The organism is Streptomyces sp. NBC_00094, from assembly GCF_026343125.1.
Classification (GTDB): Bacteria; Actinomycetota; Actinomycetes; order Streptomycetales; family Streptomycetaceae; genus Streptomyces.
Genome location: NZ_JAPEMB010000001.1, coordinates 7,359,749 through 7,375,563, shown reverse-complemented (window position 1 = coordinate 7,375,563; position 15,815 = coordinate 7,359,749). Strand labels below are relative to the sequence as shown.

The window sequence follows — 15,815 nt, the reverse complement described above, 5'->3', positions numbered from 1 at the left end:
CGGACATGCAGGAACGGGCCGAGAACTGCACCTGTACGAATCCGGGCGTATTCGTGCGGTGCGATGCGATACGCGAGGGCATCCGGTGTCGCGGGATGCCGGGGGACCCGCCGGGCAGCGGCCTGCGGCGGGTTGCAGGCCCGGTAAAACGGCGACGGCCGGTGCCCCCCACCCTGGGGGTGGGGGGCACCGGCTGCGTCGAACGCGTCAAGCTTAGGCGGGGGTGATGTTCTCCGCCTGCGGGCCCTTCTGGCCCTGCGTGACGTCGAAGTTCACCTTCTGGCCCTCCTGCAGCTCACGGAAGCCGGAGGACGCGATGTTCGAGTAGTGGGCGAAGACGTCGGGGCCGCCACCCTCCTGCTCGATGAAGCCGAAGCCCTTTTCCGAGTTGAACCACTTAACGGTGCCGGTAGCCATGCGATATCTCCTTCGAGGCATTACCCGGAATTCACACTGCGTGAATCCCGGCGTCGCCGCGATGATTGCCCCGTCCGGAAAAAGCACCGAAAATACAAAAAGTGCTCTGGCGAGAATGAACCCACCTAAGCACTTGAAGTCTATGGGAACCACAACTGCAACTGATAACTACTGTATCACGGAATGGCCGGGAGGTCTCTTTGGGGCGGGACCCCGGTGATTTCCGGGTCGGACGGGCCCCTCCGGTGCTCGGCGACGAGGCAGACGAGCCCCGGCAGGGTCAGCAGGACCGAGCCCCAGAGGGGGATCCGGAACAGTGGCTCGGAGCCGGCCAGCCACTCGGCGACGGCCCACGCCGGCACGCCGACGACGAACCCGAGGAGCCACCCCTTGCCGAGACCGGGCGCGCCCCGACGCCGCTCCAGCACGGCCGTGGCCGCCGCGATACCCACCCAGAAGGCGGCCCGACCGGGGGTGACCTCCACGACGGCGGTCCACCCGAGGAGGTGTGAGAACAGCAGCAGGACGCCGACGGCGAAGGGGATCAGCGCCGCCAACCGCAGCACGCGCCGGTGGAGCGGCTGCCGGACCCCGGCGGCGAAGGGCTTCGCGCCGTCCGCGTCAGGGGCATGCGCCGGTACGTCGTCCGCGTTCCGAGCGTGCGCCGGTACGTCGCCCGCGTCAGGGGCGTGCTCCGGTGCGTCGTCCGCGTTGGCGTCGTGCGTCATCGTGTCGTCCCCCGTCGGATCGATGGCGGCCCGCCCGCGTCCCGGTGGCCCGGGTCGACCCTAACCCTCCGCCCCCGTCGCACCCCCTGCCTCCCGCGCCTCCCCTGCCTCCTCTGCCGCCCGCGCCTTCCGCAGTGCCGTGTGGACCGACCACACCACCGACACCAGCGGCACGGCCACCACGGCGCCCACGACGCCGGCCGCGATGGAGCCCGCGATGACCGAGACGGCCACCACCAGGGGGTGCAGCCGGACCGCCCGGCTCATGACGAGCGGGTGCAGCAGGTGTCCCTCGATCTGGCCCATGACCACGATCAGGGCGATCACGATCGCCGCCACCAGCGGGCCCTGTGACGCCAGCGCCACCACGGCGGCCACCCCGAGGGCGATCGGCGAGCCGATCAGCGGGACGAAGGCCGCGCCGAACTCCAGCAGGGCGAGCGGGACGGCCAGCGGGACCCCGAGGAGCCAGAGCGCGAGTCCGACGAGCACGGCGTTGACGGCGGCCACCAGGACGATCCCGCGCGTGTAGCCGGTGAAGGTGCGCCAGGCAGCGCGGCCCGCGATCCCCACCCTGCCCTGTACGGATCCGGGCAGCTGGTTCTGGAACCAGGCCCACTGCCGGTCTCCCGCGTTGATGAAGAAGACCGCGGAGAACAGCGCGAGCGCCAGTGTCGTCAGGACGGCCACGACGTGCCCCGCGCCGCTCAGCGCCGTGCTCACCAGGGCCGATCGATGGCTGGACAGGAACTGGCCGATCCTGGCCTGGAGGTCGGACAGGGCCTCCTGGTGCAGGCGGAACGGCGGCCGGCCGAGCCAGTCCTCGATCCGGCCGACGCCCTCCCTGAACTCGCGGACCAGCGTCGTCCGCTCCCCCGCCACGGCCTCGCCGACCAGCGCGAGCACGCCGAGGACGAGCGCGACGCCGCCGAGCAGGGTGAGCGTGACCGCCAGCGGCCGCGGCAGGCCCCGGGCGACGATGTCGGCGACGGGGCGCAGCAGCGCGGTGATCACCAGGCCGAGGAAGACGGCCACCCCGATCTCGTGGAAGCGGCCGAGGACGGCGAACAGGCTGTAGACGAGCAGGCCCACGATCAGGAGCCGCCACGCGTAGGCGGCGGCCGTGCGGAGGAACGGGGTCACCGGCGGTGCTGTGCCTGGCTGCATGCCGACGACGTACCACCGGGGCCTCTCGGGCCCACGCCGCCGGCCCGACATTCGCCCGACCAGCACAGCGGGCCGTTCCGGGTGATCAGGCGTCACGATCGGGATGATCGGCCGCTGCTAGTGTCCGTGGCGGGGTGCGTGTCCGGAGACGGCGAAGCACGAGGGGCACCCCGGAACCGCGCCGTTCGAGAGACACGGACGAGACGCGGAAGACACGAGGAGGAGCCCATGAGCGCCGCCGACGAGGGACGGCAGACGCTGGACGCGGACAGCGTCCTCAACGCCAAGAGGACGCTCCTCCAGCTCCTGGCGCGTGCGGGGGTCTGGTCCGGCGACGCCGAGGAGCTGATCGGGCTCGTCGAGGCCGGCGCACTGGCCCTCGCGCAGACGGAGGTCGGCCGTGGGCGGAGCGCTCCGGAGGAGAAGGGCGAGCTCTACGCGGCCGGCTGGCTCGCCGGCACCCGGGCCGTCGCCGACGAGCTCGGCGACATCGCCGAGCGCACGCTCCGCGAGGCGATCACGCTCGATCCGACGGTGACCTCCGCCGACGACCGCTCGCCCGTCGGGCGGGCCGAGATGGAGCGGGCGAAGGTGGCGGTCACGCCGCTCTACCTCTCGTACACCGCCGTCTCCGACCTCGACCCGGATGCCACCGAACAGGTGCTCACCGCGGTCCTGGGGACGATGAGCCCCCGGCAGCGGGCGGGGTACCCGGGGCGGCTGACGGAGTTCTCCTCGGTCCATCACGCCCGCCTGGAGCGGCTGTACGCGGAGTACGGGCCGGGCAGCGCCATCGCGATCCACGGCCGCTACTCCCTCGTCCACTCCGCCACCAGCGTCGCCGTGCTGGAACGGCTCATCGCCGCGCCGACGGCGCTGCACGAGGAGTGGGACGCCGCCGAACTGCCGCCGGCGTGGCTGGACGGGCTGACCACCGCGTGGGGTTCGGCGGCCTGACCGCACGCCGCCCGTAAGGGGCCGGGGTCCGCGCTTCCCGGTCCGACGGAGAAGGTCGTGGCGGGGGCGGTGGCGGCCACCGCCACCACGGCGGAGCGGTGCCGGTCCGTCCACTCCAGCAGCCGGACGTCGTCCTCACCCGCTTTCAGCAGGGCTTCCCTCCGCACCCAGAGGCGGAGCAGGGCGGCGCCGGGGTCCGGTTCCGCGGCGGCCTTCCGTACCTCGGCCTCGGGGAGGACGCGCCGCAGTACCGCCAGGGGGCCGGGGCGGCGGGTCGAGGGCTCCACGTCGACGCCGACCGCGCCGGGGCCGACGGCCGCCGCGACGAGCCCGTCGGCGTGGCTCAGGCTGATGCCCACGCCGGGACGGCCGGGGAGGTACGGGCGGCCGTGGCCGGGGCGCCGGCACGCGGCGCAGAACTGGGCCGGGGCCGACGCGGCCGGGGACCGCCCGGTGTACCGGGCGACGCACAGCCGCAGCAGCAGCCGCGCGGCCAGGACGTCGTCGCGGCGGCTCGGCACCCGTACCGCGTCCAGCCGTCGCAGCTCCCACGGTGCGAGCAGTCCCTCGTGGAGCTCCGGGTGGGCGAGGACCTCCCCGGTGGTCGCCGCGGCGGCCAGCGCCGTACGGCCGTCTCCGTCCGACGGCGGGCCGCCGGTCACGGGCGAGGGGTCATCCGGCGGCCGCCGGGACGGCCGTTCCGGAGGCCGTCGCCGTTCCGGGCGGCGTCAGGAAGCGCTGCCGTACGCGGTCGAGCGTGCGGAAGTCGTCGATGGTGACGTCCTGGAGGTCGATGCTGTCGCCGGAGATCTCCTCCAGGAGGTCGATGAACTCCAGGAAGTCCATCGAGTCGATGAGCCGGGCCTCGATGAGGTCCTCGTCGGTCTCGATCGGGCCGTCGAGGCCGGGGTTCTTCTCGTGGAGCCACGCGGCGATACGTTCCATGGTGCGGGGTCACTCCTTGCTGGTACGGGTGGTCCTGAGGATCGAGCGGTTCGGGCCGCGGGCGTCAGGCCGCGGAGGCGGCGCGGAGGTGTTCGAGTGCCTGCTCGGGGGTGCCGTGGGCGAGGATCATCGCGTGCACCCAGCGCTCGACGCCGAAGGCGACGCAGGCGCTGTACGCGGGTCCCTGGGAGCCCGCGCGGATGTCCAGCCGCTCGCCGAAGAAGTTGCGGTGCCGGTTCACGGAGGCGATGGCGGTGCCGTCCGGGGCGCTGAACTCGTGCTTGACGGGGTCGAGCGCCATGAGGCGGGCCCGGGAGCCGCCCCGGTCGTAGAACGGGTCGTCGGCCGTGGCCCGGGTGAGGTCGAGGCCCAGGCGTCCGGCGATCTCCTGGACGAACTCGCCGCCTCTCTGCAGGTGTTCGACCGCGCCGTCCTTGGTGCCGAGATAGAGGACCTCGCGCATGTGGAAGCCCCAGAGGCGCCGCAGTCCGTCGTAGTGGGTCTCGTTACGGAAGCAGCGGCCGGTCGCGGAGAGCCGCAGCCCGTCCTCGCCGACGTCCCGCCCTTCCAGGGAGAGCAGCAGGCCGTAGCAGGTGGCGGAGGGCAGGAGATGGCCGGTCGGCCGCAGCGGCAGCTCGCCCGGCTGTTCACCGGCGGCCAGGCCGTCGAGGGCCTCGGGGGTGAACCGCCCTGCGGAGACGCCGAGATGGGGGAAGTTGCGGAAGTAGTCCAGCCGCTCCAGGCCTTCCACGGCCAGCAGCGGCGGTCCGACGACCTCGGGGGCGGAGAGGCGGGCGGCGAGACCGGTCAGCAGGTCGTCCAGGCCGTGCAGCAGGGCCGTGTGGACCGGGTCGAGGGTGAGCAGACCCGGACCGGGGTTCTTCAGACCGCCGTCCGGCAAGGCCGTGACACGTGACGTACTCATGGAAACCGCTCCCTCTCAGCGTGGGCTAACAGTCGGGGGCGTCGGCCGGGTCGGCGGGACGCGTCGCCGCGGCGTGATGACACAGGTGCGAACGCCCGGGAAAACGGTCGCCGTTGACCGGACGCAGCGGCGAATCCGGCCGCCGACCCATCGGGGCCACGGGGTCGCACGGGGCCCGCCGGGGCCCATGGGGACCGGGGCTGCCCCATGGACCCTAGGTCAGTCGCTCACAGCTTGTCTAGACCAAAGCCGCCGGGTGCGGGGAGGTCCGACGAGGGGTCATGGGAAGCCCTTTCACCCACGAAGGCGAAACAACTGGGCATATCGATGCGTCACTTGACAGGGGCTATGGTCTAAACCAATGCTGCTGCTGGGTAACCGGCAGGCCCTGACTCCCGCTTCGGAGGGACCCCATGACGACCCCCGCTCCCCACGGCCGCCCGCGCCGCCCCTACCTGCACCGAGCGGCGTCGGACCTGCCGTACTTCAGCGCCGACGGCGAGGCCTATCTGGCGCAGACCACGCTGCGGGAGTTGAAGAAGTCACGCCCCCTGCGGGTGCTGTCCGAGGAGGACTTCGCGCACTGGCAGACGTACGGGTACGTCATCGTCCGCGAGGCGATCCCGGCCGAAGAGGCCCGTCGGCTCCTCGACTTCACCTGGGACTTCCAGGGGCTCGACCCGGACAGGCCGGAAAGCTGGTACGAGGAGCGGCCGTTCCGCTCCGAGCTGGACCAGCAGCTGCACGTCTACGGATTCGTCGAGGCGTACCACCACCAGCTCCTCTGGAACAGCCGCCAGGCCCAGCGCGTGTACGACGCCTTCGTCGACGTATGGGACTGCGAGGAGCTGTGGGTCACCCTGGACCGGCTCAACCTCAACCCGCCCAACGTCGGGAACCGCGACCGCGCCCTGATCGAGCCCACGGACCGGGGCTTCGACATCGAGCTGCACTGGGACATCGACACGACGATCGGCGTACCGCCGCAGCGCGTGCAGGGGATCATCGCGCTCAACGACACCCGCCCGGAGACCGGCGGTTTCCAGTGCGACCCCGAGCTGTTCCGGCAGTTCGAGGAGTGGAAGATCGGCCAGCCGGCCGACCGGGACCCGCTGCGCCCCGCCGTGGACCGGACGGAGTTCCCCGTCGTACGCCCCGAACTCCACCCCGGTGACCTGCTGATCTGGAACGGCCTCCTCGCCCACGGCGTGGCGCGCAACGTCTCGGAGAACGGCGTGCGGGCGGTCCAGTACCTGTCGATGATGCCGGCCCTTGAGGAGCACGAGAGACTGCGGCGGTCCCGGGTCGAGTCCTGGCGGCACCTGCGCACCCCGCGCTGGAACCGCACCCTCGTCGGCGACCCGGTGCTCCACGAGTCCAAGCGCTACCCCACGGCCGAGCTGACCGAGCTGGGCAGCCGGCTCCTCGGCCTCACCTCGTGGCACGACACCGCCGCCGCCGAGGGCCTGAGCGGAGAACCGTCGTGCGCCGCGTCTGTCTGACCCTCCCGACCAACCGGGCCTGCGCCGACACCATCAGGGCGGTCGCCGAGGAAGCCGCCTACGGAGCGCGCCGTTTCGACGTCGAGGTGCACCTCCTCGTCCTGGACTCCTCCGACGCCCCGGTGCTCGCCGAGCACCGTGCGGCGGTGCGCGCGCTGCCCCCGGCCCCCGGTGTCGTCGTCCACCACCTCGACGAGGCCGAGCAGCGGACCTTCCTGCGGGAGACGATCGCCCGGGCCGGCCTCGCCTCGCCCGACCGGATGCTCGACCTGATGCTGCCGTCCCGGGTGTCCTACGGCGCCTGCACCAACCGCGCCTTCCTGTTCGCGGAGGCCCTGGGCTGCGCTTCGGTGCACCGCCGGGACTCCGACAGCCGGTACCAGTACCTGGACGGCGAGCCGGTGTTCCCGCTCCACCACGAGCTGACGTCCCTGGGGCGGCGGGCCGCCGACGTGGCGGGGCTGATGTCCCGGCGCAGGCTCGACCCCGCGTGCGCGGACCGGCCGGTGGCCATGGTCGGCGGGTCCTTCGTCGGCGAGATGTCCGTGGACGTCGAGGAGATCCACCGGCTCGACCCCGCCGTCTACGAGGACGTCATCGGCCTGTCGGTCCCCGACGGTTATCCGGAGATCTGGCGGCGGAACCTGATCCAGGAATCGTTCCGCGGCGCCGGGACGGCCCCGTTCACCGGCGACCGCACCACGCTCACCAGCGTCAGCCCCATGCGGGTGGACATGTGCAACATCGGCTTCGCCCGCGAGGTGTACGGGCAGGTGCCGCTGCCGCCCGCCACCGACACCATCGGCAGCGACTACTTCCTCATCCACGTGGTCCACGACGCCCGGCTGCCCGGTGTCCTGCACAACCGTCACATCGTCAACTTCCACACGGGCGAGCGCCGTTCCGACAGCGGCTTCCTCTCCTACCAGCGGCGGCTCGCGAAGTTCCTCCTGTCGATGCCGCACCTCAACGCCGTGTACGCCCGCATGGCCGCGGCCGGCGACGAGCTGCTCGACGCGGAGGGACTCGTCCGCGCGTCCGCCGTGGCCGGGTTCGTGCGCGACAGCACCCGCCTCGACCCCGTCGAGAACGCCGAACGGTTCGACGTCCTCGACCGCTCCTACCGCAAGCTCGGCGGCCGCTACGCCGAGGCCGCGGACGTCCTCGCGGCCGAACGCGAGCAACTCCTCGACGAGGCCCGGCTCGACATGGAGGACTTCGCCCTCCTGATCGACGCCTGGGCGCCGCTGACCCGCTCCACGACGTCCCCGAAAGGCATCACATGGTGAGCGAGCGAGACTCCTCGCAGCCGAAGGAAGTGGACACCCGCACCCTCACCGTCGCCTACGCGGGCGGTCAGGAGCGCCGGGGCCCCGTCACCATGGGGCAGGCCAACATGATCCGCTGCGTCCTGCGCGACGAGCCCGCCCACATCAACATCCACGACGTGTGGCCGGCGCCCCCCGGGATCCGGCTGGACGCGGCGGTCGACGCCCTGCGCGCTCTCGCGGTACGGCACGAGGGCCTGCGCACCACCTTCCCGTACGCCCCCGGGACGGCGCCCGGCGAGCAAGTCGTCGCGGCTTCCGGCGAGTTCATGGTCACCGTCCTCGACCACACCGAACTCCCCGAGGAACCCGCCCGGTACGCCGAGTCGTTGGCGCTCCGGGCCCGGGACGAGCGCTTCCACCTGGACCGCGACTTCCCCCTGCGCATCTCCCTCGTCACCGTCGACGGTGCCCCGGTCTTCGTCGCCCTGGCGGCCAGCCACGCCGTCGCGGACATCAGCGCGCTCGCCGTCCTCAAGGAGGAATGGCTCGCGCTGCTGACCGGCGAGACGCTCCCCCCTCAGTCGGCGCTCACGCCGCTCGACCTCGCCGCGGAGGAGTCGACCCCGGCCGGGCTCCGCAAGTCCGGTGCCTCGTTGAGGTATTGGGAGCGGATCATCCGCACCGGACCGCAGGCCATGTTCGCCGAGCCCGGTGCCGAGGGCGCCGAGGTCCACGCGCCGCAGCTCACGCTCCGGTCGCGGCGGGGCGCCCGGGCGCTGGCCCTGGTGACGGAACGTACCGGCGGCCTCCCGGCCACCGTGCTCCTCACGGCCTGGTGCGCGCTGCTCGCCCACCGCACGGGCCAGGACGCCTGCGTCGCCGCCGTACCGACCTCCAACCGGTACACGCCACGGCTGGTCCGCTCCGTGAACACCCTCTCCCAGGACGCTCTGCTCTCCCTCGACGTACGGGTCCCCACCTTCGACGCGCTGCTCCGCACGGCATGGGGCGCGGCGCTCAACTCGTACCGGCACAGCCAGTTCGACGCGGTGGCCCTGTGGGAGATGATCGGCCGGGCCACCTTCGAGCGCGGCAGCCACTTCGCCCGCGACGTCGTCTTCAACGACGTCAGCTCGCTGCCGCCCTCCCTCCCTTCCACGCTCGACGCCGCGGCCCAGGGGGAGAACGCCCCCCGGCCGGATCTGGAGATCAGCCGGGGACCGGGCCAGGTACTGCCGGCCCGGGTCCTGACCTTCGTCCACGAGATCGACCCCCTGCTCCGGCTCGGTATATGGGTCGATCCCGCGCTGTTCCCCCGCGACGAGGCGGAGGGCTTCCTCGCCGGTCTCGTCCGCCTTCTGGAGGCGGCCGCCGTCGCGGACGTGCCGCTCGCCGCGCTCACGGAGGTGACGGGGGTCCGCCCGGTCGAGCGCGGAGCGGACTGGGAGCGGGTGGACGGCTGCTGGGTCTCGCCGCCCGCCGTCGCGGCGACCCTGAGCCGGGTCCTCGACGGCCTTCCCGTGCATGTCACGTCGGATCCCCCGCGTACCGGGGGTTCGGCGGAAGGGGACGCCGAGCACGGGCTCACCGCGTTCATCGCCTCCGGGGGCTCCCCGCTGACCCCGGAGGGGGCGCACGCCGCGCTGATGGACGCCCTCCCCGGGCGGCCCGGCGTGCTGGCGCCCCGTCGGTACGTGATCGTCCAGGACCCGCCGGCCGAGGCCGACCGGAGCAGCGCCTGGGGCAGGCAGCAGATTCTCCTCGAAGGGACCGGCCGGGACCGGCGGATGTGACATGACGATGGATGACGTGACGGTCCGGCCGAAGCCGGACTCGCTTCCCAGCCCGTGGCGGTCGAACCGCTTCCGGCTGTTCTTCACGGCCCGCAGCACGTCGCTGCTGGCCGACGGCATGCTGATGGTGTCGCTCACGACCGCCGTCCTCGGTGCCGGCTACGGGGCCGGCGGCGTGGGGTACGCGCTGGCCGCGTGGATGGCGCCGATCGTCCTGCTGGTGCTCGTCGGCGGCGTGCTCGCCGACCGGTTCACCCCGCAGGTGATGATGGTCGGCGCCGACGTGGTGCGCATGGTCGCCATGCTCGCGCTCGCGGCGCTGCTGGCCACCGACGGCGTACGGCTCTGGCACGTCATGGCGTTGCTCGCGGTCAGCGGCGCCGCGACCGCGATGTTCCAGCCCGGGCTGGCGAGCATGGTCCCCCAGGTCGCCGAGGACATCCAGCGGGCCAACGCGCTGCTGCGGATCTCCGAGGCGATCTGCACCCTCCTCGGCCCCGGCCTCGCCGGACTCCTCGTCGCCTACTGGGACGTGGCCGGGTCCTTCCTGGTCATCGCGGCGGCGTACGCGCTCAGTGCGCTGGGCCTGGCGCCGCTGCGGAAACTGAGCACCGCGGGCGACGACGGCGCCGCCCCGCTGTGGGAGCGACTGGCCACGGGGTGGCACGAGTTCCGGTCCCGGTCCTGGCTGTGGGGCGTCATCGCGGTCTGGGCCGTGTACGGCCTGTTCGTCTTCGGCCCGGCGCTGCCGCTCGGCGCGGCGCTGCTCACCGAGCAGCACGGGGCCAGCGGCTACGGCTGGATCGCCTCCGCCGACGGCGCCGGCACGATCGTCGGCGGTCTGCTCGGCATGCGCGTACGGCCCCGTCGTCCGCTCGTCGCGGGGGCCCTCGCGATGTTCTTCTTCTCCCTCAACCCCCTGGCGCCCGCCCTCGGCTGGTCCTTCACGCTCACGGCGGTCACCGGTGTCGTGGCGGGCTGCGGCTTCGCCTTCTGGGGCGTCATGTGGGCGACGAGCGTGCAGTCCCACATCCCGCTGGCCGTCCTGAGCCGCGTCTCGGCCTACGACATCGCCGGCTCCATCATGGTGATCCCCGTGGGCCGGGCCCTGGCCGGCCCGGCGGCCGAGTCCTTCGGAGCCGACCGCGTGCTGCTGTTCTCGTCCGTGACGGGCGTCGTGTGCATCGCGGTGATGCTCTCCGTCCCCGCGATCCGCGCCCTGGGCAGGGCGCCTGAGGGCGCGACCGGAGGGGGCGGGGCCGAGGACCCGGGCAGCGGCGGGGACGCCGGCCGCTGACGTACGTCAGGAGGACGGTAGGAGAAGGTCGTACGACGTCCTCGTACGGGGAAGTCGTATGGGACCCGACGACAACCCGGACGCCCCAGCAACGGAGGACACCGTGCACCCTTCTCCCACCCCCCGAGAACCCGCCGCCGGCAAGCCCGTCTCCGGTGCGGGTGCCGTCAAGGTGATCATCGGCGCCCACCTGTATCTCGAGCGCGACGGCCGGGTGCTGCTCGGCCTGCGCCATCCGGACTCGGCGTACGCGCCCCTGGAACACCACTTCCTGGCCGGCCACTGCGAGCAGGAGTCCGCGATCACCTGCCTCGTGCGCGAGGCCATGGAGGAGGCGGGGCTGGTGATCGACCCGCGGGACGTCGAGTTCGTCCACGCGGTCCACCTCGTCGACGGGCCCGGAAGGAACCCACGCATGCAGATGGTCTTCCGCGCCCGGCGGTGGGAGGGCGAGCCGGAGGTCAGGGAGCCGGACAAGTGCCTCTCCTGGGAGTGGTGGGACGCCACGGACCTCCCCGAGCCGACGGTCGGCTACACACGGGCCGCGATCGAGGGCATCCGCGCCGGACGTTCGTACACCGAACTCGGCTGGGACACCCACGGCGGTGGAGCGTGACCGACGCCCCCCGGCACGCCGAACCACTCGACGTTCATCTGCTCCTGCGCCGCGACGGCTCCACGGGGCCGGAGGTGCGTACGACCCCCAGGTGGACCGGCTGCGCCCCGTACCCCACCCCTCCCGCCCTCATGCGGATGACGAAGCTCCTGGGGAGTCCGGATGAGGGCGGGTCATGAACCCGCGAGGAGGAGCTCCACCGCCTGGGCCGTGTCCGGATGCCGGGACATCAGGGTCAGGGCCTGCGGGCCCTGGTCGGCGGGCGCCGTCCACGCGGCGTCGCAGCCCAGGAGCTCCGCGAGCGCGTCGCAGGTCGCCGGGTGTGCGGGGAGCAGCGCCGCGCCGTGCCGACGGGTGCGGGCGGCCGGGGGGCCGGCCGGTTGCTGCCGCCAGGGCGGGATCCAGGCGTCGAGCGCCGGGAGCCGGGCGGGGAAGACGCGTCCCGCCTCGCGGACGAGGAGCGGGGCCAGTTCCGCCGCGTCCTTCCGCAGGGTGGTGATGAGCACCGGCAGCCACGGCAGCAGGACGGTGTCCGGCAGGCGTCCGAAGGCGTTCGACACGGCCTCCACGACCACGTCCGCGAGGCCGGGTACCGGTTCGAGCGCGTGGACGAACCCGCTGAGGTAGCGCGGGTAGGAGGGCACCACCAGCGGGTTGCCGAGGAGTTCGTCGCAGCGTGCCCGCAGCTCGCCCCGCGAGAGGGTGCCGAGCTGTACCTGCGCGGCCCACAGCAGGGCGGTCTTCGCCGGGTCCTGCGGGTGGGCCTGCGCGACCGCCAGTTCGAGCTGCGTCCGGTCGCAGCCCAGGGAAAGGGCCAGGTTCTCCATGCTGAACAGGAAGCCCAGCATCGCGGCCACCTGCCCCACCGTCGCCTCCTCGTCCCGGAACGCGGTCGGCAGCAGGGTGCAGTAGTGCGCGTACCCGGTTCTGACGAAGGACTCGATCCACGGCGGCAGCACCGCTTCGCTCGTCCGGTAGTACGCGAGGAGGCCGCGCACCCGGCGGAGCACCTCGGGTGCCCCGTCCACCGTGCGCTCGGCGGACAGGACCTCCAGGGCGCGGGTGCCCAGCTCGGCGGCGAGGCGCCGGCCGCCGAGGTACAGCGTCGCGTCCTCGACCGCCTCCAGTACCTCCGCTGCCGTCGCCCTCGGCCCGTACGCGGTGCGCCGCAGTCGCTGCTCCAGGACCTGTTCGAGGCTCACGCCCTCGTATCCGAGCTCGATGAGCGACCGCTGGTGGGTGCCGAGCGACAGGTCCCACGACTCCTGGATGGACCGCTCGCCGAGCCGCCGCTCTCCCATGATGGGGCGGGCGGCGCCGGACGGCATCAGGCGGCGCAGCATCCACAGCACGTCGGAGCAGGCCCGCAGGTCCGGTTCGGTCGCCAGGTCGAGGAGGGCCCGTCGTACCCCGCGCTGCTGGAGGTTCAGCTCCAGCGGTGCCAGCCGGTCGTACACGTCGCGTGCGAGGGGCGGCAGCGCCTCGTACCCGACCTGGCCGATCCGGTCGCCCCCCATCATGATCTCGACGAGGCGGCGGACGTCCCGGCGCCCGGGCACGGCGTCCTTCTCGATGCAGGTGACGGCCGCGTCCTGGAAATCGTACGGCGTCGGCTTGGCCCGGTCCCGCATACCGGCCAGCAGGATCGACGTCTCGAAGACGGCGATCGCGTCGGCGGTGGAGGAGAGGTAGCCGCTGCGGCGGGCGGCGCGGACGATGTCCACGGACCAGCCGAGCAGTTCGGCCTCGTCCAGGGTGTCGACGACCGGCGGTTGCCGCAGGAAGCCCGAGAGCCGGTCCTCCGCGGCCACGGGCACGGTGGGGGCGGCGGCGGCCTTCGCGGCCTTCTTCGCCTGTTTCGGCTTCTTCGTGCCGGCCTGGCCTTCCAGGCGGTACGGCTTCACCCCGGTGCGCTTGAGGTTCTTCGCCCACTGCGTCGCCGCGATCGACACCGAGCCGGAGGCGAGGCCGAACTGCGCCTCGATCGCCGTGTGGCTGGAGGGGATCAGACCGTACTGCCAGGTCGTCGCGGTACGCGGGGAGATCGTGAAGCCGCCGGTGCCCGTGGTGCCGGTGGTGCCGGTGGTGCCGTCCACGCCGAACTCGTCGACGCGGCTGGCCGCGTGGAAGGCGCCGCAGACGTACAGGCAGTCCGCCGGGTCGGTGCCGGTCGCGGCCAGGTGCTCGCGCATCCGGGTCCACATGTACCGCTCGCGGTCCTCGTCGACGCGTACGCGGTCCCCGTCGCCGGGGGCGAGCCGCCGGAAGAGGCTGCCGATGAGGAACATGACCTGGCGGTACGTGTCGTGGTCGCTGTCGCCGAGCGGTACCTCGACGTACTGGTGCCACCACTCCGACCAGTGGCGGACCCTGCCGTGGCGGAGCAGGTGCTCCTCCAGTTCGGCGAAGCGGGGCCGCAGGTCGCCGATCTCGACGCCGACGGCCTCACCGTGGAGCGCGGCCTCGGGCTCGGTGCCGGAGCCGGTCCCGGTTCCGGTGCCTTTCCCGGTCCCGGGGTCGGTGTCCGCGTCGGTCCGCTCGTGCCGGGCGTCCCACTGGAAGACGTGGTCGGAGGAGCGGTCGACCAGGACCAGTTCCACGCCGGGGGTGTCGAGGGCGTAGGCGATGGCCTGGTACTCGGCGGAGGCCTCGGTGATCGGCGCGACGACGGACAGCGGCGCCCAGTCGAGCGGGAAGCCGTCGATGTCGCCCGCGAACGCCTGGACCGCGACCGGGAGTCGACAGTTGCGCAGCTCGGTCAGGAGCGGCGCCATGTCCTCGCAGAGTTCCAGATACACGACCTTCGGCTGCTTCTCGCGCAGCCTGCGGGCCATGGCGAGCGCCGAGGCGGGCGAGTGGTGGCAGACGGGGAAGATCTCCAGCTGTTCGGCCGCCGCCCGGTCGACGTCGTCGACCATGCCGAGGAGGATGCCCTCCAGGGCGTCCGCCCCTCCGGCGAACTCGACTGCGGCCTCGTGCAGTTGGCCTCGCAGGGCGGCGAAGGGAGTCTCGGGGGCCGCGGGGGCTCCGGCGGTCCTCCGGATCTCGGTGGGCCCGCTCATGCCAGCTTGGCGATCGCGTCGCGGCCGCCCTCCAGGAACTCGGGCCAGGAGCCGCCCTCCTCCTTGCCGCGCGGCTCGACGACGCCGTGCAGGTACTTGTTGAGGATGGCCAGGTCCTCGGGCTCGCGGCGGGCGAGGGAGCCGACCAGCGAGGCGGCGAGGGTACGGGCGGTGAGGGCGCGCTCGCCGAAGAAGTTGCTGTGCAGGACGGCGTCCTCCAGGACACCGATCTGCTCGGCGGTGGACAGCGCGGACTCCAGCTTCTCGTCGTCGCTGCCGGCCGCGGCGGAGGACGCGCGGAGGTCGGCGAAGCTCTGGAGGAGCACGTCGAGGAGGGTGGGCGGCACGTCCAGTTCGATCTGGTGGCGGCGCAGCAGTTCCTCGGTGCGGAACCGGACGATCTCGGCCTCGCTCTTCTTGTTCGTCACGACCGGGATACGGACGAAGTTGAAGCGGCGCTTGAGCGCGGAGGAGAGGTCGTTGACGCCCCGGTCGCGGCTGTTGGCGGTGGCGATGATCGAGAAACCGGGCTTGGCGAAGACGATGTTGTCGCCGCCGCCGTCGCTCTCCAGCTCGGGGACGGAGACGTACTTCTCGGAGAGGATCGAGATCAGGGCGTCCTGGACGTCGCTGGTGGAGCGGGTCAGCTCCTCGAAGCGGCCGATGGCACCGGTCTCCATCGCGGTCATGATCGGCGAAGGGATCATCGACTCCCGCGACTGGCCCTTGGCGATGACCATGGACACGTTCCAGGAGTACTTGATGTGGTCCTCGGTCGTGCCCGCGGTGCCCTGCACCACGAGGGTGGAGTTCCGGCTGATCGCGGCCGCCAGGAGCTCGGCGAGCCAGCTCTTGCCGGTGCCGGGGTCGCCGATGAGCAGCAGGCCGCGGTCGGAGGCGAGGGTGACGATGGAACGCTCGACCAGGCTGCGGTCGCCGAACCACTTCTGCGCCACCTCCCGGTCCAGGCCGTCGGCGCGCTCGGAGCCGAGGACGAACAGGCGGACCATCTTCGGGGAGAGTCGCCAGGAGAACGGCTTGGGGCCGTCGTCGATCGACTCCAGCCAGTCGAGTTCCTCGGCGTACTTGATCTCGGCGGGAGCGCGGAGCAGGTCGGACATGCGAAGGGCCTTTC

General features: G+C 72.5%; 13 protein-coding genes. 5 read left to right on the top strand and 8 right to left on the bottom strand.

The genetic code is table 11. The features are described 5' to 3' along the window. Positions 1-213 precede the first annotated feature (213 nt). The 6 genes from OG580_RS32640 to OG580_RS32610 all read right to left on the bottom strand — a co-directional run bounded on the left by OG580_RS32640 (position 214) and on the right by OG580_RS32610 (position 5,139). Complete coding sequence (locus OG580_RS32640; RefSeq protein ID WP_024760785.1) at positions 214-417, bottom strand: cold-shock protein; 204 nt, start codon at positions 415-417, stop codon at positions 214-216. A 176-nt stretch (positions 418-593) separates the two neighbouring features. Further along, positions 594-1,145 carry a hypothetical protein gene (locus OG580_RS32635; protein WP_267047249.1) on the bottom strand — a complete coding sequence of 184 codons (552 nt, stop codon included), beginning with the start codon at positions 1,143-1,145 and terminating at the stop codon, positions 594-596. A 60-nt stretch (positions 1,146-1,205) separates the two neighbouring features. Next, positions 1,206-2,312 carry an AI-2E family transporter gene (locus OG580_RS32630; RefSeq protein ID WP_267047248.1) on the bottom strand — a complete coding sequence of 369 codons (1,107 nt, stop codon included), beginning with the start codon at positions 2,310-2,312 and terminating at the stop codon, positions 1,206-1,208. An 809-nt stretch (positions 2,313-3,121) separates the two neighbouring features. Then, complete coding sequence (locus tag OG580_RS32620; protein ID WP_323182644.1) at positions 3,122-3,931, bottom strand: 4'-phosphopantetheinyl transferase superfamily protein; 810 nt, start codon at positions 3,929-3,931, stop codon at positions 3,122-3,124. Positions 3,932-3,941: 10 nt separating this feature from the next. Further along, on the bottom strand, positions 3,942-4,214 hold the full coding sequence (locus OG580_RS32615) for an acyl carrier protein (protein ID WP_267047246.1): 273 nt from the start codon (positions 4,212-4,214) through the stop codon (positions 3,942-3,944). 64 nt (positions 4,215-4,278) lie between these two features. After that, positions 4,279-5,139, bottom strand: coding sequence for a hypothetical protein (locus OG580_RS32610; RefSeq protein WP_267047245.1), 861 nt, complete (start codon positions 5,137-5,139; stop codon positions 4,279-4,281). A gap of 413 nt (positions 5,140-5,552) precedes the next feature. On the opposite strand from OG580_RS32610, the gene OG580_RS32605 reads away from it, so the two are divergent. From OG580_RS32605 to OG580_RS32585, 5 genes are read left to right on the top strand one after another with little or no spacing between them, the layout of a single operon-like run. Continuing rightward, positions 5,553-6,641, top strand: a complete 1,089-nt coding sequence (locus OG580_RS32605; protein WP_267047244.1) for a phytanoyl-CoA dioxygenase family protein — start codon at positions 5,553-5,555, stop codon at positions 6,639-6,641. Beyond that, the gene (locus tag OG580_RS32600) at positions 6,623-7,930 is read left to right on the top strand and encodes a DUF6271 family protein (RefSeq protein ID WP_267047243.1); all 1,308 of its coding nucleotides are present in this window, start codon (positions 6,623-6,625) and stop codon (positions 7,928-7,930) included. The genes OG580_RS32605 and OG580_RS32600 overlap by 19 nt, the downstream gene beginning before the upstream one ends. Continuing rightward, positions 7,924-9,705, top strand: coding sequence for a condensation domain-containing protein (locus tag OG580_RS32595; RefSeq protein WP_267047242.1), 1,782 nt, complete (start codon positions 7,924-7,926; stop codon positions 9,703-9,705). Before OG580_RS32600 ends, OG580_RS32595 begins: the two co-directional genes overlap by 7 nt. Before the next feature lies 1 nt (position 9,706). After that, positions 9,707-11,002, top strand: coding sequence for an MFS transporter (locus OG580_RS32590; RefSeq protein ID WP_267047241.1), 1,296 nt, complete (start codon positions 9,707-9,709; stop codon positions 11,000-11,002). A 58-nt stretch (positions 11,003-11,060) separates the two neighbouring features. Next, a complete protein-coding gene (locus OG580_RS32585; RefSeq protein ID WP_267047240.1) occupies positions 11,061-11,618 on the top strand; it encodes an NUDIX domain-containing protein in 558 nt (185 codons plus the stop codon). A 173-nt stretch (positions 11,619-11,791) separates the two neighbouring features. On the opposite strand, the gene OG580_RS32580 is transcribed toward OG580_RS32585, so the two are convergent. Continuing rightward, positions 11,792-14,680, bottom strand: coding sequence for a DUF5682 family protein (locus OG580_RS32580; RefSeq protein WP_267047239.1), 2,889 nt, complete (start codon positions 14,678-14,680; stop codon positions 11,792-11,794). Then, positions 14,677-15,801 (bottom strand): AAA family ATPase, encoded by a 1,125-nt coding sequence (locus OG580_RS32575; protein ID WP_267047238.1) that lies wholly within the window; start codon positions 15,799-15,801, stop codon positions 14,677-14,679. Before OG580_RS32575 ends, OG580_RS32580 begins: the two co-directional genes overlap by 4 nt. Positions 15,802-15,815: the final 14 nt, after the last annotated feature.